Here is a 22,344-nt window from a genome sequence, read left to right as displayed (position 1 = left end):
CCTTACCGCGTCACGTCTGCTGCTAAGTGCTTGTTTTATATGGTGGGCGCACCAGGGCTCGAACCTGGGACCCGCTGATTAAGAGTCAGCTGCTCTACCAACTGAGCTATGCGCCCGAAAGGCGGTAAGGCCTTGCGAGGCCGGTCGTTTAGCAAAGCGATCCGGGTATGGCAAGCGATCGGCCGCAAGTTTTCCAAGGCTTCGTCCACAAGTCCAAAATAGCGAAAAGCCGCTGGATTCCAGCGGCTTCGCCAGGGTTAATCGCGGGACAATCCGGCCCTGCTCAGAGCCGCCCCTCGCGGTCCCCGTCCGGACCGCCGTCGCGGTCGAAACGGTCACGGTGGAAGTGCCCCATGCCACGCTCCATCATGCGGTCCATGCGGTGTTCCATGAAGTGACGGGGCAGGCCGTCTTCGCCGCCGCCGAATGGGCCGCGGTGGCGGGTCAGCACCGCGAGGCGGCGCTTCTGGCCCTCGTCCAGCGTCTTGTAGAGCGGATCGGCGGCATCGGCGATCTTCTTCAGGGCCGCGGAGCTGGCGCCCATGTCCTCGGCGCGCTGGCGCAGGCGGGCGATCGGATCCTCCGGCCTGTCGGTATCGCCGGGGCCGGCATTCATCCGCGCATTGGCGCGGTCGATGCGCAGCTTGGCGAAATCGCGCACCGCGGCCTCGACCGGCGGCCACAGCTTCTCCTGATCGGCATTGAGCTTCAGGCCGGCGTGGACGGCGGCGATCCGTGCGTCGATGAAGGCGGCGCGGTCCTCGGGGTTCATGCGCATGTGATGGAAGCGCTCCATCCACGGGCGATGATATTGAGCATAGACCGCGCCCGAGCCGGCGACGCTGAGCACGGCGATGGCAGCGATGGTGAATTTCCTCATACGGACCTCCTCTGGAAGGATGCCCTGAGGATGAGGGCGGCGCCGCCGACGCGCAACTTACAACTTGGACAGGAAGCGGTGTTCTTAGGACTACGTAACGGCTGATTTACCGCCAGCCACGATCGGAAATCGTTTGCAACAAAAAGGCTTCCGTGCAGCTGGCACGGAAGCCCCGTTCATCGTGCATCGAGATCAGTTCGTCGTGCTCTTGGCTTCCTTCTGGAACTCGTCGATCAGCGCCTGGCCGACGCGGCCTGCGGCGTCCTTGTAGACCGGCTCCATCGCCTTGCGCATCGCCTCGTCCTGCTCGGGCGTGAGCTTGATGATCTCGCTCTTGCCGCTCTTCTTGATCTCGGCGAGCGCGTCGTCGTTCTCCTTCTGCGACTGCGCGTTGCTGAAGGCGGTCGCTTCCTTCATTGCCTTGGAAAGCTGGTCGCGGATGTCGGCCGGCAAATCGTCCCAGAACTTCTTGTTCACGATCACGACGTAACCGATGTAACCGTGATTGGTCTCAGTGATGTACTTCTGGACCTCGTGCATCTTCTGGGTATAGATGTTCGACCAGGTGTTCTCCTGGCCGTCGACGACGCCGGTCTGGAGTGCCTGGTAGACTTCCGAGAACGCCATCACCTGCGGCAGCGAGCCGAGCGCCTTGAACTGGGCCTGGAGCACGCGCGAGGACTGGATGCGGAATTTCACGCCCTGATAGTCGGCAGGCGAGACCAGCTTCTTGTTGGCGCTCATCTGCTTGAAGCCATTATCCCAATAGGCAAGTCCGGTGATGCCCTTGGCGTCCAGGAGCTTGAGCAACTTCGCGCCGAGCGGGCCCTCCGTCACCTTCCGCAGCGTCTTCAGATCGGGAAGGATGTAAGGCAGATCGAATACCTCGAATTCACGGATGCCGAGTGGGCCGAATTTCGAGTTGGACGGCGCCAGCATCTGCACGCTGCCGAGCTGGAGCGCCTCGAGCTCTTCCTTGTCCTTGTAGAGCGTCGAGTTCGGATAGACTTCGACCTTGACCTTGCCGCCGGTGTACTTCTCGGCGAGCTCCTTGAATTTCTCCGCCCCTTTGCCCTTCGGCGTGTCGGTGGCGACGACGTGGCTGAATTTGATGATGATCGGGTCGGCGCTGGCGGGGCCGACAAGGCCTAAGGCCAATGCCGCGACGGAGGCCGCGATCGCGAAGGTGCGCATAATCTCTCCCTGATGTTATTTGGGCCGCCCGGCGCGCGGGCGACCGTCCTCATGCCGGCTGCATCAATACAGGGCGGCGCGCCATGCGGCTATTGGCCGTTAGCAGGGCAGGTATTCGTGGTGAATGCCACGAGCACCGCTGCGCGCCCTTTTCCCACTTGCGGGAGACAGTTGGCAGAGGGTGCTTCCACGTAGAGGCTCCCCAGAGGAAGAGAACCCTCACCGGACGCTACGCGCCGACCTCTCCCGCAAGCGCGAGCGGGAGAGGTGAAGCCCACGCGCATCGCTCGCCAATGACAAGGCTTCGCTTGTCAGCTCGCCGCTGCCGTCGTCACCGTGTCACGCTGGCGCTTCATGACGATCTTGTTCAGCGCGCCGAGATAGGCCTTTGCGGAGGCGACCAGCGTATCCGGATCCGCAGCGCGCGCCGTCATCGAGCGGCCGTCCTGCGACAGCCGCACCGAGACTTCAGCTTGCGCGTCGGTGCCTTCGGTCACCGCGTGAACCTGGTACAGTTCGAGCTTGGCCTCGTGCGGCACCAGGCGCTTGATGCAGTTGAACACTGCGTCGACCGGACCGTTGCCCTCGGCTTCCTCGATCTTGATCTGGCCGTCGACGTCGAGCTTCATGGTGGCGCGCTGCGGACCGTGGGTGCCGGCGATCACGGTCAGCGAGGTCAGCTTGATGCGGTCGTGCGAGGCTGCCATCTCCTCGTCAACCAACGCCTCGATGTCCTCGTCGTAGATGTCCTTCTTGCGGTCGGCCAGCGCCTTCATCCGCGTGAAAGCATCTTCCAGCTGATTGGGGCCGAGCTTGTAGCCCATCTCCTCCAGCTTGTGCACGAAGGCGTGGCGGCCGGAATGCTTGCCGAGCACCAGGGAGGACTGCTTGAGGCCGACCATCTCCGGCCGCATGATCTCGTAGGTGGACGCGTCCTTCAGCACGCCGTCCTGATGGATGCCGCTCTCATGCGCGAACGCATTCCGGCCGACGATAGCCTTGTTGTACTGCACCGGGAACGAGGTCGCCGCCGACACCACCTTCGAGGCGCGGGTGAGCTGCGTCGTGTCGATCTTGTTCCAGTACGGGAATTTGTCGTTGCGCACGTTGATCGCCATCACAATCTCTTCCAGCGCGGCGTTGCCGGCGCGCTCGCCGATACCGTTGATGGTGCACTCGACCTGACGCGCGCCGCCGACGATGCCGGCCAGCGAGTTGGCGACCGCCATGCCGAGGTCGTTGTGGCAGTGCACGGAGAACACAGCCTTATCTGAATTCGGCACACGCTCGATCAGCGTCTTCATGAAGTGGGTGTATTCCTCCGGCACCGTGTAGCCGACGGTATCGGGGATGTTCACCGTGGTGGCGCCGGCCTTGATCACGGCCTCGACGATGCGGCACAGAAAGTCCATCTCGCTGCGGGTGCCGTCCTCGGCCGACCATTCGACGTCGTCGATCTGGTTGCGGGCGCGCGCGACCATCGCGACCGAGGTCTCGATTACTTGTTCCGGGGTCTTGTTCAGCTTCACCCGCATGTGCAGCGGCGAGGTCGCGATCACGGTGTGGACGCGGCCGCGCTTGGCAAATTTCACCGCCTCGGCGCAGCGGTCGATGTCGGCCGGGTGGGCGCGTGACAGGCCGGCGATGACCGAATTCTTGGAGCGGCGGGCGATCTCGCTGACGGCCTGGAAGTCGCCTTCGGAGGTGATCGGAAAGCCGGCCTCGATGACGTCCACGCCCATATCGTCCAGCAGTTCGGCGACTTCGAGCTTCTCCTCGAAGGTCATGGTGGCGCCGGGACATTGCTCGCCGTCGCGCAGCGTGGTGTCGAAAATGATGACGCGGTCCTTGTCGGACTTGTTCACGGTGGCCATTCTAGATTTCCTTTTGAGCTTTTGCGCCGTTCAGTGGTCTGGGCGCTTGAGGTGTCCGGTGATCTCGTACAACCCCTGAGCGCCCAGGCGCGTGGCGCCCAGCCGGCCCTCAGGGGCAGCTAAGAAGAAGCCCGCCAAGAAGGAGGGTGGGCAGCAGCGCGGCCGGGATCGTGGCGGCGGCCACGGCCACCTCCCCCGAAATCCCATCGATTTGGCCGCGAATCAGCATTGCCAGACCCTTTGAGCCCTCAATACTCGGTCAAAACCGTTGATGGTTGATTGCCGGGAGGGGCTCGATCCGCCCGTTTCTAAACGAGAAACGCCTGCAACTGCAACGCCTAAAAGATAGTCAGTGGAACTGACCTAAATAGGAGAGATTGCAGCCCGCGACGAGCGCAAGGCGCGCCGACTATCCCGTGCCGGTGCGGCGGGCGCGGGCCCTGTTCTCCCAGCGGTTCAGCATCTGACCGAGTTCGCCGGTCGCGACCACAGCGGTGCCGGCATTCGTGATCTCGTTGGTGTTCGCCGGCGCGTTGGCAGGAAGCCAGTCCGGCTCGGTATACTCACGCCAGCGGCGCGCCTCCGCCCGCCTTTTGCGGGAGACGTAGTCCCGCGTGAAGTAGCCGGCCGCAAATGCGATCGCGAGCAGGATGACCAGGACGACAACTTGCACAATGAACTCCGGCTTTATCCCCGTTAGCGCCTGCAATCCAAACGCATTTGAAGGTGACGAAATTGCGACCCGCCATCGCGCAGCGGTTTCGATTCCACCCCTCGCAACCGGCAGCGGACCGCACTAACCTCCGCCCGCTCGGCCGGATCAACCGGTCAGCGAACATGATCGGGAGGACGCGATGACACGCCAAGAGGCTCGTGACGAAGGGCAGCGTGACCAGGATGCTGCGCTTTCACGACGAACACTCGTCCAAGGAGTTGTACAAGGGCTTGCGCTCGGCGCCGCCGCCACAATGGCCGGAGCCGGCTGCGCCCTGGCCCAGACCGGCCCCGCCGCACCGCCGACGACGATCACCACCCCGCCGCGCGATTTCGGTCCCCAGGGCGCGCCGACCACATATTTCTGGGACCCCGACATCATCGCCGTCGATCCCTCCTTCAACGATCTCGCGCAGCCCAACACCGCGATCAAGCGTCTCTATACTGGCGTGCTGTGGGCCGAAGGCCCGGCCTGGAGCGCGCAGGGACGGTATCTCTTGTGGAGCGACATTCCCAATAACCGGCAGATGCGCTGGAGCGAGGATGACGGCCGCGTCAGCGTGTTCCGCACGCCCTCAAACAATTCCAACGGCAACTCGTTCGACTTTCAGGGCCGCCAGCTCTCCTGCGAGCACCTGACGCGCCGGGTGACGCGTTACGAGCATGACGGCACCGCCACGGTGCTCGCGGACTCCTATCAGGGCAAGAAGCTGAATTCGCCGAACGACATCGTCGCACACCCCGACGGCAGCTATTGGTTCACCGATCCGCCCTATGGCGGCCAGCTCTACGAAGGCGAGCCCGACGTCGCGGGCGGCCCGAGCAATGCCGGCGGCAAGCTCAATCCGCGGATCGGACAGCCCGCCGGCTTCGTGCCGGGCAAGCGCGAGCTCCCGACCAACTGCTATCGCATCGACCCGTCGGGCCGCATCGATCTCGTCGTCACCGAAGACCAGGTGCCAGATCCGAACGGCCTGTGCTTCTCACCAGACTACAAGAAGCTCTACATCGCCTCGACCGGCAAGGGACCGGGCGACACCGGACCGGGCGGCAAGGGCGAGATCTTCGTGTTCGACGTCGGCAGCGACAACAAGCTCTCCAACCCTAGAAAGTTCAGCGATTGCGTGATCGACGGCGTGAAGTGCGGGCCGGATGGCCTGCGCTGCGATGTCAACGGCAATGTCTGGGCCTCCAGCAATGCCGGGCGCGCCGTCGGCTATAGCGGCGTGACGGTGTGGTCGCCGGAGGGCAAGCTGCTCGGCCGCATCCGCCTGCCGGAGGTGTGCGGCAACGTCTGCTTCGGCGGCCCAAAGCGCAACCGGCTGTTCATGGCGGCGAGCCAGTCGCTCTACGCGGTCTACACGGCAACGCAGGGCGCAGGACCAGGCTGAGCGACACAAGCTCAATGCGACGCTGCGCCGGCGTTCCTCGCCGGCGCCAATTCTTTTGATAATCCTTCGGCGCGCGAGGAAAAAAACCATGCGTGTTGTGATCTGCGGCGGTGGCGTGATCGGCGCCTGCACCGCCTGGTTTCTTCGTCGCCGCGGCATCGACGTCATTGTGGTGGAACGGACAGAGATCGCGGCCGCAGCGTCCGGCAAGGCCGGCGGCTTCCTCGCACGCGACTGGTGCACCGGCACGCCGCTCGACGCACTGGCGCGGCGCAGCTTCGCACTTCATGCGCAACTGCCCGGGGAGATCGCGGGCGATTGGGGCTACCGCCCCATGACCGCCTATAGCGGCCTCGTTGTCCCCGATGGTGACGCCCGGCGAAATCTGCCCTCGGCACTTGGCTGGCTCGCCAACGGCGTCGCCATCGCGCAAACCATCGGCACGACCGCGACGACCGCGATCGTTCACCCTCGCAAATTCACCTCGTTCCTCATGGATGCGGCGCTCACGCAGGGCGTGCAACTTCGTCGCGGCCGGATCAGCGGCATCGTGCGCGATGCGGATGGCATCACAGCGAGCGGCGTCCAGGTCGAGGGCAGCGTCATCGAGGCGGACGCCGTCGTCATCGCGATGGGGCCGTGGTCGCTGCTCGCGGCGCAATGGATGAACCTGCCCGCCATCTATGGCCAGCGCAGCCCGAGCATCGTGTACGACACCGGCGGGGATGTGCCAGCCGATGCGCTGTTTCTTGAGCATGAGGACAATGGCGTCGCCGTGTCCATCGAGGTTTTCCCCCGTGCCGACGGCAGCACGCATATCACGGCGCTTTCCGACATCGCGCCGTTGCCGCTCGATCCCGCCGCCGTGACGCCCGACCAGGACGCGATCGCGCGCCTGCAGGCGATGAGCGAGCGGCTCTCGCCGCTGTTCCGGCCCGAGAAGATCATCGCGCGGCAGGCCTGCTTCCGCCCGGTGACGCAGGATGGTCTGCCGCTGATTGGCAAGGTGCCGCAGAGCGAGGGTCTCTACGTTGCGACTGGACATAATGTCTGGGGCATCCTCAATGCACCCGCGACCGGCGAGGCGTTGGCGCAGCTGATCGCCGAGGGCACGACGCAGATCGACCTTTCGCCATTCGATCCCGCCCGCCTCGGCCCGCTCGATCCGTCGCTGCTGCACGCACGTTGAACGGATGGGGCATGCTGGCGGCGTACATGCATGGGCCTCGACCGAATCTGCATGCCTGACGTGCCCGAGTCGCGCTGCACTCTATTTACGCAGCAATGGACTTTAACCCGCCTCCCACAATCCTGAATGCAGTTTCACTTGCCGAGAATGCCCTCGCCGGTATAGTCGCGCCCCAATAGCTCACAAGAGGCTGTTCAAGGGAGAAAAACAACATGAAGAATAGACTCTCTGTTGCGTTGCGAGTTCGCTCGACGCCGCCGTGATCGGCGCGCCGGACGACGCCGTCAGGAGTGACGTCAGTCTCCCGAGCTCCATCAAGTCCACCGCGAATTGATCGGAACGGCATCCGGGCCTCGGCCGGAGAGCCTTCCGCATGCGGTGCACGCAGCACCTTTTTCTCAAGTGGCAGCCAGGTTGCCCGGCCAATCATCAATGCGAGCATTCCAGATTTTGATCGATGGCTTTGCCATCAGCGCTCTCTACGCTCTCGGTGCCACCGGCTTCACGCTGATATTCGGCGTCTCCGGCGTGCTCAACCTCTCCCACGGCGCTATCATGGTGGCGGCAGCGGTGGCGGCCTGGGCCGCCGCCAGCATTCTCAGCGTCGGCACCTATGCCGGCGCGCTGATCGGCGTCGGCGTCGCCCTCATCACGGCATTTGCCACCTATTTCGCGGTGGTGAAGCCGATCCAGGATTCGCGCCGCATTCCGAACGAGGAGAAGGAGATCTTCGTCCTCACGGGAACGCTGCTGTGGGGCATCATGATCCAGGAGCTGATCGCCTATTTCTTCACCAACAACGCCAAGACCGTGCTGCCGATCGTCGAGGGCGTGGTCGAGATCCTCGGCGTCCGCACGCCGCGCAACGAGATTTTCACGGCGATCGTCTGCTGCCTGGTTATCGCTCTGTTGTGGCTCCTGGTGAACCGCACCCGCACCGGCAAGGCCGTGCTGGCCGCCTCGATGAACCCGCGCGGCGTCACGCTGCTCGGCCTCGAGCTCACCAACATCTACATCGTGGTGTGGGCGATCTACGGTATCCTCGCCGGCATCGCCGGCGTGCTGCTGGGCATGTTTCTGGGCGTCAGCTCCTACAGCGTCGGTCCGCTGACCGCGAGCGCGTTCTCCATCGTCGTGCTCGGCGGCCTCGGCAGCGTCTCCGGCTCGCTGATCGCGGCCTTCGTGGTCGGCTATCTCGAGACCCTGACCGCCTATCTGATCTCGCCGGCCTATCGCACCATCCCGGCGCTGCTGCTGCTCGTGTTTGTGATGTACATCCGGCCACAGGGCCTTCTGGGGAGGCGCTGAGATGGCCACCTTCTTCACCTCTCGCCTCTTCTTCGTCTCGCTCGCGCTCGTCGTCATCGCGGCAACGCTGCCGCTCTACGTCTCTGGCTATGTGCTGGGCCTGCTCACCGTCGCATTCTATTTCGGTGTGTTCGCGATGGCCTGGGACCTCTTGTTCGGCTTTGCCGGCGAGGTCAATTTCGGGCCGACCTTCCTGATCGGCGTCGGCGCCTACACCGCCGGCATCCTCAATGCCCAGTTTGGGTGGTCGGTTTATCTCTGCATCGTGCTCGGCGCATTCGCCTCCGTCATCGCCGGTCTCGTGCTGGCGTTGCCGGCCCTGCGCGTGCGCGGGCCCTATTTCGGCCTGACCACGTTGGTCGCGGTGTTGATGCTGCAGAATTTCGTGGTGGTGTTCGCCGACCTCACCGGCGGCGAGATCGGGCTGACCATTCCCGACGTCATCTCTATCAACGCCGGCGTGAATTACTGGATCGCGCTCGGCTTCATGACGATCTCGGCCGCAATCCTCTACGGCCTGTCGCAATCGCCGATCGGCCTCGTGCTCCAGGCCAGCGGCCAGGACCCGGTGCAGGCCGGCGCGCTCGGCTTCAACATCGTCAAGCACAAGCTCGCCGCCTTCATCGTCAGCGCGTTCTTCTCGGGGCTGTCAGGCGCGCTGCTGGTATTCTACTTCGGCACCGCCTCGGTCGGCACCGTCGTCGACGTCGCGGTCGGCGTCAACGTGATCGTCTCCGCCGTGCTCGGCGGCCGGCGCACCGTGCTGGGCGCTGCGCTGGGCGCGATCTTCCTGATCGTCGCCGGCGAGTTCTTGCGGCCGACCGGTGAGCTCGCGACCTTCATCGTCTCGGCGGTGGCGCTCCTCGTCGTGCTGTTCTTCCCTGGCGGCTTCCTCGGAGCGGCCCTCTCGCGCGAGGCGCGCTCGTGATGGATATGAGGCTTCCAAACAGGGCCGTGCTCGAAGTCCGCGGCCTGACTAAGCGCTTCGGCGGATTGACCGCAGTCAAGAGCCTCGGCTTCGAGGTCAATGGCGGCGAGATTTTTGGCCTGATCGGGCCGAACGGCTCGGGCAAGTCGACCGCGATGAAGACCGTGATGGGCATCGAGCGCCCGACGTCCGGCGAAGTGATCTTCGAGGGCGAGAACGTCGCCGGCCTGCCCGCGCACAAGATCGCGCGCAAGGGATTTGGCATGGTGTTCCAGCACTCGCGGCCGCTGAACCGGCAAACCGTGCTGGAGAACATCCTGGTCGCGCTGCTGCCGGACAGCCTGTTCATGCTGTTCCCCGACAAGGCGCTGATCGAGCGCGCCAAATGGATCGCCGAGCGCGTTGGGCTCGGAAATGTGATGAACCGCCGCCCGCCGACCCTGCCGTTTGCCGATCTGCGCCGGCTCGAACTCGCCAAGGCCATCGCACGTGACCCAAAGGTCGTGCTGGTCGACGAGCCCTTCGCCGGGCTGACGCGCGCCGAGGTCGAGATGTTCTCCGACCTGATCCGCAGCTTTCGCGACGAAGGCCGTGCGGTGATGCTGGTCGACCACAACGTCAAGAGCGTCGCAGCCCTCGTCGATCGCGTGCTCGCGATGTATCTCGGCGAGGAGATCGTCACCGGCAAGGCCGACGAGGTCATGAGGAACGAGACCGTGCGCCGGGTCTATCTCGGCGGCGCGATCGAGACCCATGCGCGGCCCGAGACCAGCTTCAAGGATAAGGTGCCGCTGCTCCAGGTCGAGAATGTCAGCGTGTTCTACGGCAAGGCGCAGGCGCTGGAGAACGTCTCGATCCATGTCCACGAGGGCGAGTTCGTCTCGATCGTCGGCCTCAACGGCGCCGGCAAGACCACATTGTTCAACACCATCTCCGGCTTTCTGCCCTACAGCGGCGAGATCGTGCGCGGCGGCGAGAAACTCCGCGGCACCAGTCCGGCGAAGATCGCACGCAGCGGTCTCGTGCAATGCCCGGAATCACGCGAACTGTTCGGCGAGATGAGCGTGCGCGAAAATCTCGATCTCGGCGGCCAGCATCTTTCCGACGAGAAGCGCGCCGCACAGCTCGCCTGGCTGTTCGAGCTGTTCCCGATCCTGAAGGAACGCCAGAGTCAGATGGCACAGACGCTCTCCGGCGGCGAGCAGCAGATGCTCGCGATCGGCCGCGCCCTGATGATGCAGCCACAGATCCTGATCCTGGACGAGCCGACGCTGGGCCTTGCCCCCGTCATCCTCGAGCAACTCTCCAAGGCGCTGACCAAGCTGCGGCAAACCACATCGATCACGGTGTTGCTCGGCGAGCAGAACGTGACCTTCGCGCTGCCACATGCCGACCGCGTCTATGTGCTGGAGCATGCAAGGATCGTGTGGGAAGGCGATCCCGGCCGCTTCGCGAGCGAGGCCGGGGCCGATTTTCTTTAAGTCTGTCAACATCAACAAAAACATAGAAAGGGAAACGACCATGCGACCATTAGTTCTCGGCAGCAGCCTTCTCGCCTCCGCATTGGCCTTGTGCCTTGCCGCTCCGGCCTACGCGCAGTCGACCGATCCGATCAAGATCGGCGTCATCGCCGAAGTGCAGTCGATCGCGGGCGCGGCAACGCCAGGCGGCGCGCAGATTGCCGCCGACGAGATCAACGCCAAGGGCGGCGTGCTCGGCCGCAAGATCGAGATCGTGACCTACGACAACAAGAGCTCGTCGGCGGATTCCGTTCGCGCTTTCCAGCGCGCCGTCAGCGAGGACAAGGTCTCCGCCGTCATCGCGAGCTATATCAGCGAGGTCGTGCTGGCGCTCGAGCCCTGGGCGGCGCGGCTGAAGATGCCGCTGATCACGCCAGGCGCGGCCTCGAACGAGATCACCAAGGCGATCCACAACGATTACGAGAAGAACAAGTACACCTTCCACGGCTATCTGACCTCGGCCGCGCAGGCCCAGCTCGTCTGCGACGCAGCCAAGGACCTGCTCGTCGACAAGCTCAAGTTCAAGACCGTAGCGATCATGAGCGAGGACGCCGCCTGGACCAAGCCGCTCGACGTCGGCTACGAGGCCTGCCTGCCGAAGGCTGGCCTGAAGGTCGTCGAGCACGTCCGCTTCTCGCCTGACACCACCGACTTCACGCCGATCTTCAACAACATCGAGAGCAAGAAGCCCGACGTGATCGTCACCGGCATCTCCCATGTCGGCGTGCAGCCGACGGTGCAGTGGAAGAACCAGCAGGTGCCGATCCCGATGTTCGGCATCAGCGCGCAGGCGCTGAGCCCGACCTTCTGGAAGGACACCAATGGCGCGGCCGACGGCATACCGTCGCTGGCGGTTGCGACACCCGACGTCGCCGTCACCCCCAAGACGAAGCCGTTCGCGGCTGCCTTCAAGGCCAAGTTCGGCGCACCGCCGGCCTATACAGGCTACACCGCCTATGACGAGGTCTACTTCATCACGGAAGCCATCAAGCGCGCCGGCTCGACCGATCCCGACAAGATGGTCGCCGAGCTCGAGAAGACCGACTACGAGGGCACGATCGGCCGCATCCAGTTCTACGGCAAGAACGACGAGTTCACCCACGGTATCAAGTCAGGCCCCGGCACTGTCACCGGCCTCGTCTTCCAGTGGCAGGACTCCAAGCAGGTCGTGGTCTGGCCCGAGAAGATCGCGGAAGGCAAGATGAAGTTTCCGAGCTTCGTGAAGCTGTCGCAGTAATTGATCCGCGCCCATGCAAGCCCATCGCTCCTGCGCGGAGCGGTGGGCTTTTCCTTTATCTTTCGCAGGTGCGTTGTGTCGCGGCCGACGCCTATCGACCTTGGACGATGTTGACTTTCGCCATCCTGCTCCCAATACTTCGAAAAAAACCAAACATAAGACGGTTTTGAGGGAGGATAGGATGCCGACTTCACGCAGGCAGCTGCTGAAGACATCGGCGGCTGCCGCCGCCGCACTCAGCCTCGATTGGACACGGGCCCAGGCGCAAGCCGAGAATTTGCGCATCGGCTTGATTTACGACCTCACCGGCCCCTTTGCCGCCGGCGGCTCGGTCGCCTCCTCGGTCGGCGCGCAGATCGCCATCGACCTCGTCAACGAGAAGGGCGGCATCGGCGGCAAGACCAGGATCGTGCCGGTCGCCGCCGACTCCCAGAGCAAGGCGGACGTCGCGATCAACGAGGCCGAGCGGCTGATCAGCCAGGAAAAGATCGACATCATCAACGGCGTCTATTCCAGCGCGCACGCGGTGCCGATGGCGGCGAAGGTGGAGCAGCAGAAGAAGATCCTCTGGATCACGACCGCGGTCTCGACCGCCGTGTTCAAGGACAAGAACCTGCAATACGTGTTTCGCGCCCAGATCCATTCCGACCAGTACGGCCAGGCCTTTGCAAGCTTCATCACGGAGCATGCGAAAGCCAAGCTCGGCATCGATCCGAAGGAGGTCAAGGTCGCGTTAATCCACGAGGACGGCCCCTATGGCGTCGGCGTTGCCTCCGCCGACGAGGCCTATGCCAAGGAGGCCGGCATTCAGGTCGTGCTGCGCGAAGGGTATTCGGCCTCCGCGCCCGATCTTTCGGTGCTGGTGACAAAAATCAAGCGCGCCAAGGCCGACGTGATCTCGCATGCCGGCTACAACCCCGACATCACCCTGTTCCTGCGCCAGGCCCGCGAGAGTGGTTTGCGCTTCAAGATGCTGTTCGGCGCCGGCGCCGGCTACAGCCAGCTCGACAAGCTGCGCGCGACTTTCGGTGCCGACATCGACAATTTCTGCAACATCGATCCAGTGCCGGCGCAGTTGCTCGATCCCGCCAAGCTCGCGCCGGGCATGGGCGACCTGATCAAGACCATGGTTTCGCGCTACCAGGCCAAGACCGGCGCGACCGACGTGCCGCCGCACTGCTCGATGGGTTTCAACCAGACCTGGGTGCTGCTCAACAACGTGCTGCCGGTCGCCAAAGAGAAATACGGCAGCTTCGACCCGGAGGCCATCCGCAAGGCAGCGCTCGACGTCGACATCCCCGCTGGCGGCACCATCCAGGGCTATGGCGTTAAATTCTTCCGGCCGGGCACGCCGCTGTCCGGCCAGAACGAGCGCTCGACCCCGGTCGTGATGCAGAACGCCGGCGAGCACATCTCGGTGGTGTGGCCGACGAACATCCGCACGCGGGAGCCGGTCTTCCCGCTACCGAAGGGCTCGACCTACGGGGCGTGAGGCGGTTGCGCTCGCGTGGCAACCTCCCCTGGACGGTAAGGCTATCGCATATGAATTCTTGGAGTGGCCCGAGCAAACGCCTCGTCGTTCGAGACGACCGCTCCGCGGTCTCCTCAGGATCAGGCTAATTGGCATAGGGCCCGTTGAAACTGCTGCCGCATACTCCGCCCTCATCCTGAGGAGCCCGCCAAAGCGGGCGTCTCGAAGGATGCGCCGCATGGAAGCCGCTTCCCATATGCGATTGCCCTCCCTCGAGAGGAGGGTAAGAGAGCTATGCCCTTACAACACCACCCTTCTCCCCTCCTCCGCCGACCAATAGCCCGCGTAATTCACCTTGATCGTCTCGTACGCCAGCGCGAGGTCCGACAGCGGCTGCCGTCCGGTCGCGGCGCATTCCATGAAGTCCTGGATCTCCTGCAAATAGCCGCGCGTCCATTCCTCCTCGAGGCAGACATATTGCCAGCCGGTTTTCCGGTCGACCTTTTCGGTGATGTAGACGCTGGCGAGCTTCTCCTCGCTGGTTTGGTAGCTCATCAGATGCGTGTTCGGGGTGATGTTGGCGAACAGTGAGCCGCCGCTCGTGTGGGTCTCGATCAGGTTGCGCACACCGCCCATGATCATGTCGCCGGAGAACACCGTCGCCTTGGTGCCGTCGGAGAAGGTCGCCGTCAGCGTGCCCCAATCCTCGACATCGACCGGATTGGCCTTGATATAGGTGCGTTCTTCGGGCCTGAGGCCAGCGGTGACGTTGCCGACATCGCAAGTGACGCTGGCGACGCGGATGGTCTCGCCGCGCGCTTTCGCCTCGACCTGCTTGAGGTAGAGCACGGCCGAGAGCGGGTGACAGCCCATGCGGATCAGCGAGCCGCCACCCGTCATCGCCCATTGCGCGGCATGTGCAGCGTGTGAGCCGGAATGGCTCTCCTCGCCCTTCATGAACAGGATCTTGTCGCCGGTAGCCCTGATTATCTCGGCGGCCTTGGTCACCGCGGGCGCGTAGATCCAGTCCTCGGCATACATGAACAATTTGCCGCTACGCTCGATCGCGGCCCCCGTCGCGTCCATCTCCTCGAGCACGCGCTCGTACATCAGCGCCTTCGGCACGCGCTTGCCGATCGGCTGTTGGTCGCCCTCGCGGCCGAAATAGCCGGCGAACGGCTTTTCACAAATGACGTGCTTGCCCGCCTGCATGGCGGCGATGATCATCTCGGCATGGAGATTGGGCGGGGTGCAGATGTCGACGACATCGAGCTCACGGTCCGCAATCACCTCCGCGAAGCTGCGGTAAACCCGCGGGATATGGTGGCGGGTCGCAAACTCGACCACGTGATCGCCGCGCGCGGCCACCGCCGCGACCTCGACGTCCACGCCATAGACGCGCTGGAACGCATACATGTGCAGCTCCGACACGAAGCCGCAGCCGACGAGTCCGACTCTGATCCTGGCCATGGCGCCCCTCACCCTTGCTTTGGGAGGCACTATAGCCCGCTGGCCGGCCTAATCCACCGAGACCCGCACCACGCCGGCGCTCATCATGCCGAGCGCCCGGGCGGCCGGCACCGAGAGATCGACGATGCGGCCGCGGATGAACGGGCCACGATCGTTGACGCGGCACTGGATCGTTCGTCCGCTATAGGACACTCTCAGCACGGCGCCGAAAGGACGCGTCCGGTGCGCGCATGTCAGCTCGCCACCTCTGCCGGCCTTTGCGTATCCATAGTACGAAGCAAGCCCGCTTTCGGCGTGGGCAGCAGAAAAGGCAAAAAGCAAAAAGCTGGCCAGAGATACCAATAGCGTCGTCTGCGCTTGCACGGCACCCTCCCGCTTGCCCTGCCCGGCGCTGCAAACGTGGCTTTGTTCCCCAAAGTTCCGGAAACACTGCCGGGCAACGCCCGGCAGCACCATCACACTTTGTTACTATTGTGGAACACCAGCGTGCGCACCTCGATGCTCTCGCGCGGCGCGGCATCTGGCGGCGTGGTCGGATCGACGAAGGCAGTGTGCGGCCCGAACCGCGTGCGGCCGTCGATTGCGGAATCATAGCACTTGAGCAGCAGCGCCTCGTCTGAGGTCATCTCGGGGAAATAGAACCAGCGGTGGTTCGGATTGTACCTTACCGAATAGGTCTCGCCGCGACGGTTGGGATAGATTAAATCGGAAGCGACGAGATCGTCGGGCGCAACCGTCGTGCCGTCGGCCATTGCCAGCGGTGAATCGCGCAAGGGGCCGCGGATCGGCCGCCACAGATTGATCACCTGCACGCGACCCTTCAGCAACTCTTCGGCTTCGTCAGGCAGATGCTCGCGCACGCGGTTGGCGCCGGAGACGGCGGTCTGGTCGACATGCACGCGTGTCGCTGGCTGGCGCGGGCCACCGCCACGAATGTCGGCGGCGCCCTCGATGCGCTTGCGCACGGTGTGGTCGAAGATGAAGACACGATCGGCCTTCAGCGTCGCGCGCAGGAATGCCTCCACGGCGGGATAATAGACCGCCCTGACCTCCTCCTCGTTGTAGAAATCCTTCACGCGGGTCGGATGACGCACCAGCGCGAAGCCTTCGCGATCAAGCGAGAAATTCTGCGCAATCAGCCGCGCATCAAAGATCGGGACCTGATGCGGCTCGGCAAGCGCCGTGCTCTTCGGCTCGCCCGGCGGCGGATCGAAGGCGTAGGTACGCGGCTTGCCTAAGACCGGCGCGAGATAGTTGAGTTCGGCTGTGACGAAGGGAAGCGATTCGATTTTTGTTTCTTGTAGGCCCATGGCCGGTCTCCCGATGTGGTCGTCTAAAGCATCTTGGCGGGAACCGGCGTGGCGCAAGGGAGCGGGCGCAAATAGCAATGGGGATGTTGTCGGGGACGCGAAATGCAGAAGGAACGTTTCGAGAGCGGCTTTCGCGTAGAAGGGCGCATTCTCATCTCACGGACGCATGAGCAATGCGTGAGATCTCGTGCCTCGTACGCCGCCGTGTCCGAAACACAAGATCTTGCAACAGCAGCGCACCGGCTAACACGAGCCGGATCATTCCGCGGCCTCGCCGCGAACAGCCTGACGCTTCGTAATCAGTTCACGCGTCAGCGGGATCAGCTCGCGGCCATATTCAATGGCGTCGATCAGCGGATCGAAGCCGCGAATCAGGAAATGGCTATGGAGGTCGTAATAGTCGCCAAAGACTTCCGCGACCTGCTCGGGCGTACCGACCAGCGCGGTGGTGTTGCTGTTGGCGCCGGTGAGCTTCGCGATCTCGGTCCAGAGCCGCTTGTCGATGCGGCTGCCCTGGTCGGCGAGTGCGAGCAGGCGCCGCGCGCCGGCCGTGGCGTGGCCGTCGGCGGGCTTGCGGTAGCCGGTCTTGTCCTGAAGCGCGGTCGCGCGCGCCAGAATGTCTTCCGCCTTCTCCCAGGCCTGTTGCTCGGTCGACGCAATGATGGGCCGCACTGACAGGCTGAAACGCGGCGTCGGCCGCCCGTGCCGGACCGCCGCGTTGTGGACGCGGGAAGTGACGTCGCGTACCTGCGCATAGGATTCACCCCACAGCGCGAATGTGTCGGCGTGCTTGCCGGCAACGTCGATCGCCGCATCGGAAGCACCGCCGAAATAGACGCGGATGCCTTCCGGGCGATACGGCTTCACTTGCGAAAAGGCGTTCTCGACCTGGTAGTACTTGCCCCTGTAGGTGAACGGCTTGTCGCTGGTCCATTCCAGCTTGAGGACGTCGAGGAATTCGGAAGTACGAGCGTAACGCTCGTCCTTGTCGTCGAGCGTGTTGCCGTCCTGCCGCAGCTCGGTGGCATTGCCCCCGGTGATGACATGGATCGCGACGCGGCCGCGCGAGAATTGGTCGAGCGCCGCGAACTGCCGCGCCAGCAGCGTCGGGGCGGTGAAGCCGGGCCGCTGCGCGATCAACACGTTCAGGCGATCGGTGACCCCGAGGACGTGCTGCGCGACCTGGAGCGCATCGGGCGAGGTCGAATGAAACGCCAGCAGCGCACGATCGAAGCCGGCATTCTCATGCGCTTTCGCCACCGTCTCGATGTGGGTCGGATTGAGCACCGGCCCTTCGCGGACGATGGTCTCGGACGAATGGTTGTTGCTGATGAAGCCGATGAACTCGATCGACATGACCGTCTCCCTGATTTTTCCCGAAAGCTAGAGGCCCAATGCGGCGCGGCCGAGACCGGTGCGCGTGGAATCGTCCTGCGGTGTGTGCACGCGCCCGCACAGCACGTCGCGATAGTGACGCTCCAGCGGATTGGTGCGACTGAGGCCGTGATTGCCGGAGATCGACAGCGCGTCCTCGACCGCCGCGACGGCATTGTTGGTGACGGTGAGCTTGATGACGTTGGACTCGCTCGCAGAGAGCTGGACGCCGTCATCGAAATCGCGCGCAAAAGACTCGATCAGCCGTGCATTGACCGCGAGCCGCGCCTCGATGGCGCCGACAATCTCCTGCGCCCGCGGCAAGCTCGCGAGCGGCGCGCCGAGGCCGGCGGGAACGCGCTGCTTCAGGAACGTGATCAGCCAGTCGCGCGCGGCGCGGGCGACGCCGTCATAGATCGCGGCAACGAACACCGTATGGATGGTCGCCTGCGTCACGTCGGGCGTGCGCCAATCCGCCGGCTTGCGGAGATCGACCTCGGCATCGAGCGGGATCACGACATCGTCGAAGATGACGTCATGGCTGCCGCTGGCACGAAGGCCGTGGTGGTCCCAGGTCTCGACGATGCACGTGCCCGGCAGGCCCGCCGGCACCAGGAACTGCCCGACCCGCGGCTCCGCCTCGTCGGTCCGGGCCCAGACCAGGTACCACTTCAGGATCGGCGATCCCGTCGAATAGATCTTGTGGCCGGAGAGGCGCCAGCCGGTTCCGGTGCGCCGCGCGATCGTCGCCGGCAGACCGCCGCGCGCGGGCGAGCCGAGCTCCGGCTCGACGCGCAGCGCGTTGATCAGCGCCAGGCCCTCGACGCTTTCGCGCGCAAGCTTGCGTGACAGCCGCGCCGGCCAGGTCGGGCTCCGCGACATGACGAGATGATTGATGTAATGCATTGACAGCACCAGCGCCGTCGACGGATCGGCCTTGCCGATGATGCCGATCACGCGCGCGGCGTATCGTGCGCCGGCGCCGGCCCCACCATGAGCCGCAGGAACCGTGAGCGACAACAGGCCCGCTGCGGAGAGCTCGCGAAAATTCTCGAAAGGGAAGCTGCCATTGCGGTCATGCTCGGCGGCGCGTGCGGCAAAGCCTGCTGCCAGGTCTTCAGCACGCGCGATGTAATCGGGCTCGGTGGGGACTATGCGCCCTTTGGCTACGGGAGTCACCATGTCGCGTCCAACCCCAGCAGACCGAGAATCTGGCGGCGCAGATCGGCCAGATAGGGATCGCCGCGGTGGCGCGGATAGGGCCGGTCGACACGGATGTCGGCCTTGACCCGTGCCGGGCGGTCACTGAAGACGATGACGCGGTTGGCGAGCACCAAGGCTTCCTCGGCATCGTGCGTCACCAGCAGCGTGGTAAAGCCCTTGCGCTGCCACAGCGAGACAAGCTCGGCCTGCATGGTGATGCGGGTCAGCGAGTCGAGTTTTCCCAATGGCTCGTCGAGAACCAGGATCTTGGGATCGTTGACCAGCGCCCGCGCCAGCGCGACGCGCTGCGCCATGCCGCCGGAGAGCTGGTGCGGATAAGCGCTGCGGAAAGACGACAGCCCGACGAGATCGAGAGCATCGTCGACGCGGTGACGCTGGCTCTTCAAAATGCCCTGGGCCTCGAGGCCCAGGGCGACGTTGTCCCAGACCGACCGCCAGGGAAACAGGGTCGGATCCTGGAACACGACCACGCGCGAGGGATGTGGACTGTTGATGCGGCTCTCGTCCTCGCGCAGCGTTCCGGACCTCGGCTTATCGAGGCCGGCGACAAGCCGCAGCAAGGTCGACTTGCCGCAACCGGAGGGACCGAGCAGCGCGACAAACTCGCCGGGCTCGACAGAGATGCTGACGTCGCTGAGAACGGGCAGCTCGGCGCCGTCGATGTCGAAGGCGTGGCTGACCTGCTCGATGTCGAGCGCAGCGCCGGCAGCCGGACGCGCGATCGCTTGAGCCAGAGCTACCATTTTACGGTCCCCTTCTGCCAAACTAGCAGGCGGTCGCGGATCGAGAACAGCAGCGTAATCGCGCCGGAGCAGAGCAGCGACATCACGATCAGTGCCGCATACATGTTGGCATAGGCGGCCCAGCCCTGCGCCCATTGCAGGTACCAGCCTAGCCCGGCCTTGACACCGATCATCTCGGCGACGACGAGCACCGCGAAGGACGCGCCGAGCCCCATGAACAGCCCGACGAACACGTGCGGGAGTGCCGCCGGAATCGCGACCTTCAGCACCAGGAAGGACGGCTTGGCCCCCAAGGTCCGCGCGACGTCGTAATAGGCGTTGCTGACGCTGGCGACGCCGGACCAGGTCAAGACGGTGACCGGAAAGCCGGTCGCCAGCGCGATCAGGAAGGTCGAGGCGCTCCAGCTCGACGGGAACGTGAAGAAGGCAATCGGCAGCCACGCGGTCGCCGGCAACGGACCGATGAAGCGCAGCACCGGATGCACCCAATAACCAACTGCGTGCGACCAGCCGATCGAGACGCCGGTCAGGAAACCGATCGTGGCGCCGACCAGATAACCGCCGAGCTGCAGTTTTACGGAGGCAAAGACACTGTCGAGCAGCTTTGGCAGATCATCGGTATAGACCTCGACGATCGATTGCGGCGGCGGAAAGAACGGCAGCGGCAGCCAAGCAAATTTTGCCGTTGCGACCTCCCACAAGGTCAGGAACGCGCCGAGCGCCACCAGCCAGGGCGCGCGTTTGCGCAAGCCGCGGCCTGCGGAGCCGAGATAATCGGCACCCAGCGTTCCGAACAAGGCAACCGCAGCGACGATGAAGGCTGCAATGCCGACCGAATGCGTGCGTGACCAGTCGCCGACATCCTGCCACCACAGACAGGACAGGCCAAAGCCGATCCAGGCGATGCTTGCGAGCACGCCGACGCCGGTCTCCCGGAGCCAATTCGCAAGCAGTGGCGCGCGAGAGAGGCGCGGCGCGCCGGAGGCGAGGCCGTCAGACAGCGAATACGTCGACATAGATGCGCTCCGCGAATTTGGCCGTGTCGGTGCTCGGCTTGAAGACCTGCACGCTCTTCAGATCATCGGCATAGGCCTTGAGCTCGCGCTTGAGCACGTCGCCGACCGGATGATGATGGTGGGTGTGGTAGCGCACCATGCCCTCGATGTCGGCGAGGGTGGCCGCCTTCGGTGCGTAGGGCTGGAATGATTGTGCGGCAATCGTCGCATTCTGCGCGGTGAACATCGCGGCATCGAGCAGCGCTTGCGTGATGGCCCGGGCGATCTGCGGCTCCTCGCGCACCAGGCTGCCGCGCAGGCCGAGGATGCAGCAGCTCTTTTCGCGATACTCGCCGTCGAGATTGGAAGCGACTTCCTTGTACTGAGTATCCTTGAGCCAGAGATAGGCGAGCGGATCGGAGGACAGGAAGGCCTGCACCTCGCCCTTCTCCACAGCGACATTGAGCAAATTGCCGGGATAGGCGCGCCAATCGACGTCCTTGATCGGATCGATGCCGAGCTTGGCGAGCTGGATCGAGAAGAAATTCTTGTCGGGGCCGGCGAGGTCGCCGACCGCGACGATCTTGCCCTTGAGATCGGCGAGCTTCGCGACGCCGGAATCGCGGCGCGACAGCACCCGCATGCAGCCGCCATGGGTGCCGGCGGCGATCTTGACGTCAAACCCCTGCTCCAGCGGCTTCAGCCAGCGCAGCGCCATGCCGAGGCCGGCGTCGCTCTTTCCGGTCGCGATCGCCTCGAGCAACTGGTCGGTCGAGCCGGAATAGTTGACGAGCTCGACGTCGAGATTGTGCTTCTGGAAGAAACCGTGCTCGATGGCGACCGGCACGGGCGCGAGGCAGACGGCGCCGGCATTCCACGACAGTTTCAGCTTGCGCGGAGCGCCAGTAAGCGCAGGTGCATTCGATGCTGTCTGGCACAATGGAAATTCCGAGAAGTCGACGCCGGGCGCGAACCCGCGCGGCGCAAAGGCGTGTGCCGCACCAAGAGCGCCGAACGGCGCAGCAAAGGCTGCCGCAAGCCCCGCCTGGAGCAGATGGCGCCGGTCGAGACTCGATCCACCGCGCTTGTCGTCATTGCTCATCGGTCCCACTCCTGCGCTGGCACGGCTCCGCTACATGCGCAACGGCTCGCGTTGCGCATGTTCCGTGCGGAGCTGCGTTTGAGAGAAAATCTTTTCGCGGGCGCTTCACGCGCCGCGTTGATGCGATGCGCAAATCATGCGGCGCAGTCGCCGCATCGTCAATGAAATGGAATTTCGAATGTTCGACGAAGCGAAGTCATTCTCTCCATCGCCACCCTCGCGAACGATGAAAGGATTTTCGCCGCTGCATCCTTTGGCAGAGCGCCGGGCTTCCCGCTCCCTGCTTCTTTCCTACGCAATTTCGGCCGCGCACACCGCACTTTCTCGAAAGCATCACTTTGCTAAAACGTCCTTGCCTGTCGCCTTTGCAATACGGATAGCCATTTCATTGACTGCGCTCCGCGCGGCCCTAGACTTCAT

General features: G+C 64.1%; 19 protein-coding genes and 1 tRNA gene. 7 read left to right on the top strand and 13 right to left on the bottom strand.

The annotated features are described in order from the left end of the window. Positions 1 to 40: 40 nt before the first annotated feature. The 5 genes from IVA92_RS30065 to IVA92_RS30045 form a co-directional block, all read right to left on the bottom strand. Positions 41 to 116, bottom strand: a tRNA-Lys gene (locus IVA92_RS30065). Positions 117 to 283: 167 nt separating this feature from the next. Then, positions 284 to 880 carry a Spy/CpxP family protein refolding chaperone gene (locus IVA92_RS30060; RefSeq protein ID WP_247278590.1) on the bottom strand — a complete coding sequence of 199 codons (597 nt, stop codon included), beginning with the start codon at positions 878 to 880 and terminating at the stop codon, positions 284 to 286. Positions 881 to 1,072: 192 nt separating this feature from the next. Next, positions 1,073 to 2,074 carry a TRAP transporter substrate-binding protein gene (locus tag IVA92_RS30055; RefSeq protein ID WP_247278589.1) on the bottom strand — a complete coding sequence of 334 codons (1,002 nt, stop codon included), beginning with the start codon at positions 2,072 to 2,074 and terminating at the stop codon, positions 1,073 to 1,075. Between the two features lie 311 nt (positions 2,075 to 2,385). Further along, on the bottom strand, positions 2,386 to 3,948 hold the full coding sequence (locus IVA92_RS30050) for a 2-isopropylmalate synthase (RefSeq protein WP_247278588.1): 1,563 nt from the start codon (positions 3,946 to 3,948) through the stop codon (positions 2,386 to 2,388). Positions 3,949 to 4,357: 409 nt separating this feature from the next. After that, the gene (locus IVA92_RS30045) at positions 4,358 to 4,624 is read right to left on the bottom strand and encodes a hypothetical protein (RefSeq protein WP_247278611.1); all 267 of its coding nucleotides are present in this window, start codon (positions 4,622 to 4,624) and stop codon (positions 4,358 to 4,360) included. A gap of 178 nt (positions 4,625 to 4,802) precedes the next feature. Here IVA92_RS30045 and IVA92_RS30040 point away from each other — a divergent pair, with 178 nt between their 5' ends. From IVA92_RS30040 to IVA92_RS30010, 7 genes are all read left to right on the top strand, one after another. After that, on the top strand, positions 4,803 to 6,053 hold the full coding sequence (locus IVA92_RS30040) for an SMP-30/gluconolactonase/LRE family protein (RefSeq protein ID WP_247278587.1): 1,251 nt from the start codon (positions 4,803 to 4,805) through the stop codon (positions 6,051 to 6,053). Between the two features lie 88 nt (positions 6,054 to 6,141). After that, positions 6,142 to 7,242, top strand: coding sequence for an FAD-dependent oxidoreductase (locus tag IVA92_RS30035; protein ID WP_247278586.1), 1,101 nt, complete (start codon positions 6,142 to 6,144; stop codon positions 7,240 to 7,242). Between the two features lie 432 nt (positions 7,243 to 7,674). Then, a complete protein-coding gene (locus IVA92_RS30030) occupies positions 7,675 to 8,550 on the top strand; it encodes a branched-chain amino acid ABC transporter permease (RefSeq protein WP_247278585.1) in 876 nt (291 codons plus the stop codon). A 1-nt stretch (position 8,551) separates the two neighbouring features. Next, positions 8,552 to 9,478 carry a branched-chain amino acid ABC transporter permease gene (locus IVA92_RS30025; protein ID WP_247278584.1) on the top strand — a complete coding sequence of 309 codons (927 nt, stop codon included), beginning with the start codon at positions 8,552 to 8,554 and terminating at the stop codon, positions 9,476 to 9,478. Next, on the top strand, positions 9,478 to 10,959 hold the full coding sequence (locus IVA92_RS30020) for an ATP-binding cassette domain-containing protein (RefSeq protein ID WP_247278583.1): 1,482 nt from the start codon (positions 9,478 to 9,480) through the stop codon (positions 10,957 to 10,959). The genes IVA92_RS30025 and IVA92_RS30020 overlap by 1 nt, the downstream gene beginning before the upstream one ends. Positions 10,960 to 10,999: 40 nt before the next feature. Continuing rightward, positions 11,000 to 12,235 (top strand): ABC transporter substrate-binding protein, encoded by a 1,236-nt coding sequence (locus tag IVA92_RS30015; protein ID WP_247278582.1) that lies wholly within the window; start codon positions 11,000 to 11,002, stop codon positions 12,233 to 12,235. A gap of 181 nt (positions 12,236 to 12,416) precedes the next feature. Then, positions 12,417 to 13,727 carry an ABC transporter substrate-binding protein gene (locus IVA92_RS30010; RefSeq protein WP_247278581.1) on the top strand — a complete coding sequence of 437 codons (1,311 nt, stop codon included), beginning with the start codon at positions 12,417 to 12,419 and terminating at the stop codon, positions 13,725 to 13,727. Between the two features lie 279 nt (positions 13,728 to 14,006). Here the strand turns inward: IVA92_RS30010 and IVA92_RS30005 are convergent, their stop codons facing one another. From IVA92_RS30005 to IVA92_RS29970, 8 genes are all read right to left on the bottom strand, one after another. Continuing rightward, a complete protein-coding gene (locus tag IVA92_RS30005) occupies positions 14,007 to 15,176 on the bottom strand; it encodes a Gfo/Idh/MocA family oxidoreductase (RefSeq protein ID WP_247278580.1) in 1,170 nt (389 codons plus the stop codon). Between the two features lie 48 nt (positions 15,177 to 15,224). Beyond that, on the bottom strand, positions 15,225 to 15,539 hold the full coding sequence (locus IVA92_RS30000; protein WP_247278610.1) for a septal ring lytic transglycosylase RlpA family protein: 315 nt from the start codon (positions 15,537 to 15,539) through the stop codon (positions 15,225 to 15,227). Positions 15,540 to 15,631: 92 nt separating this feature from the next. Further along, on the bottom strand, positions 15,632 to 16,486 hold the full coding sequence (locus IVA92_RS29995; RefSeq protein WP_247278579.1) for a CmcJ/NvfI family oxidoreductase: 855 nt from the start codon (positions 16,484 to 16,486) through the stop codon (positions 15,632 to 15,634). A gap of 258 nt (positions 16,487 to 16,744) precedes the next feature. Then, positions 16,745 to 17,842 carry an LLM class flavin-dependent oxidoreductase gene (locus IVA92_RS29990; RefSeq protein ID WP_247278578.1) on the bottom strand — a complete coding sequence of 366 codons (1,098 nt, stop codon included), beginning with the start codon at positions 17,840 to 17,842 and terminating at the stop codon, positions 16,745 to 16,747. Between the two features lie 27 nt (positions 17,843 to 17,869). Continuing rightward, a complete protein-coding gene (locus IVA92_RS29985; protein WP_247278577.1) occupies positions 17,870 to 19,042 on the bottom strand; it encodes an acyl-CoA dehydrogenase family protein in 1,173 nt (390 codons plus the stop codon). After that, entirely contained in the window at positions 19,036 to 19,827 is a 792-nt protein-coding gene (locus tag IVA92_RS29980; RefSeq protein ID WP_247278576.1) for an ABC transporter ATP-binding protein, read from the bottom strand. Before IVA92_RS29980 ends, IVA92_RS29985 begins: the two co-directional genes overlap by 7 nt. Further along, on the bottom strand, positions 19,821 to 20,843 hold the full coding sequence (locus IVA92_RS29975) for an ABC transporter permease subunit (protein ID WP_247278575.1): 1,023 nt from the start codon (positions 20,841 to 20,843) through the stop codon (positions 19,821 to 19,823). Before IVA92_RS29975 ends, IVA92_RS29980 begins: the two co-directional genes overlap by 7 nt. Beyond that, on the bottom strand, positions 20,821 to 21,924 hold the full coding sequence (locus tag IVA92_RS29970) for an ABC transporter substrate-binding protein (RefSeq protein ID WP_247278574.1): 1,104 nt from the start codon (positions 21,922 to 21,924) through the stop codon (positions 20,821 to 20,823). Before IVA92_RS29970 ends, IVA92_RS29975 begins: the two co-directional genes overlap by 23 nt. Between the last annotated feature and the right edge of the window lie 420 nt (positions 21,925 to 22,344).

This window comes from Bradyrhizobium sp. 154 (assembly GCF_023073875.1).
Lineage (GTDB): Bacteria > Pseudomonadota > Alphaproteobacteria > Rhizobiales > Xanthobacteraceae > Bradyrhizobium.
Note: the sequence above shows the minus strand (reverse complement) of the source record. Positions and strands in the feature narration are given on the sequence as shown.

Excerpts from the sequence above, each read along its gene's own strand:
- IVA92_RS30060 (WP_247278590.1), bottom strand. The coding sequence starts at position 880 with ATGAGGAAATTCACCATCGCTGCCATCGCCGTGCTCAGCGTCGCCGGC.
- IVA92_RS30025 (WP_247278584.1), top strand. The coding sequence starts at position 8,552 with ATGGCCACCTTCTTCACCTCTCGCCTCTTCTTCGTCTCGCTCGCGCTC.
- IVA92_RS29985 (WP_247278577.1), bottom strand. The coding sequence starts at position 19,042 with ATGGTGACTCCCGTAGCCAAAGGGCGCATAGTCCCCACCGAGCCCGAT.
- IVA92_RS30030 (WP_247278585.1), top strand. The coding sequence starts at position 7,675 with ATGCGAGCATTCCAGATTTTGATCGATGGCTTTGCCATCAGCGCTCTC.
- IVA92_RS29975 (WP_247278575.1), bottom strand. The coding sequence starts at position 20,843 with ATGTCGACGTATTCGCTGTCTGACGGCCTCGCCTCCGGCGCGCCGCGC.
- IVA92_RS30020 (WP_247278583.1), top strand. The coding sequence starts at position 9,478 with ATGGATATGAGGCTTCCAAACAGGGCCGTGCTCGAAGTCCGCGGCCTG.
- IVA92_RS29970 (WP_247278574.1), bottom strand. The coding sequence starts at position 21,924 with ATGAGCAATGACGACAAGCGCGGTGGATCGAGTCTCGACCGGCGCCAT.
- IVA92_RS29990 (WP_247278578.1), bottom strand. The coding sequence starts at position 17,842 with ATGTCGATCGAGTTCATCGGCTTCATCAGCAACAACCATTCGTCCGAG.
- IVA92_RS29995 (WP_247278579.1), bottom strand. The coding sequence starts at position 16,486 with ATGGGCCTACAAGAAACAAAAATCGAATCGCTTCCCTTCGTCACAGCC.
- IVA92_RS30035 (WP_247278586.1), top strand. The coding sequence starts at position 6,142 with ATGCGTGTTGTGATCTGCGGCGGTGGCGTGATCGGCGCCTGCACCGCC.
- IVA92_RS30010 (WP_247278581.1), top strand. The coding sequence starts at position 12,417 with ATGCCGACTTCACGCAGGCAGCTGCTGAAGACATCGGCGGCTGCCGCC.
- IVA92_RS30040 (WP_247278587.1), top strand. The coding sequence starts at position 4,803 with ATGACACGCCAAGAGGCTCGTGACGAAGGGCAGCGTGACCAGGATGCT.
- IVA92_RS29980 (WP_247278576.1), bottom strand. The coding sequence starts at position 19,827 with ATGGTAGCTCTGGCTCAAGCGATCGCGCGTCCGGCTGCCGGCGCTGCG.
- IVA92_RS30005 (WP_247278580.1), bottom strand. The coding sequence starts at position 15,176 with ATGGCCAGGATCAGAGTCGGACTCGTCGGCTGCGGCTTCGTGTCGGAG.
- IVA92_RS30015 (WP_247278582.1), top strand. The coding sequence starts at position 11,000 with ATGCGACCATTAGTTCTCGGCAGCAGCCTTCTCGCCTCCGCATTGGCC.
- IVA92_RS30050 (WP_247278588.1), bottom strand. The coding sequence starts at position 3,948 with ATGGCCACCGTGAACAAGTCCGACAAGGACCGCGTCATCATTTTCGAC.
- IVA92_RS30055 (WP_247278589.1), bottom strand. The coding sequence starts at position 2,074 with ATGCGCACCTTCGCGATCGCGGCCTCCGTCGCGGCATTGGCCTTAGGC.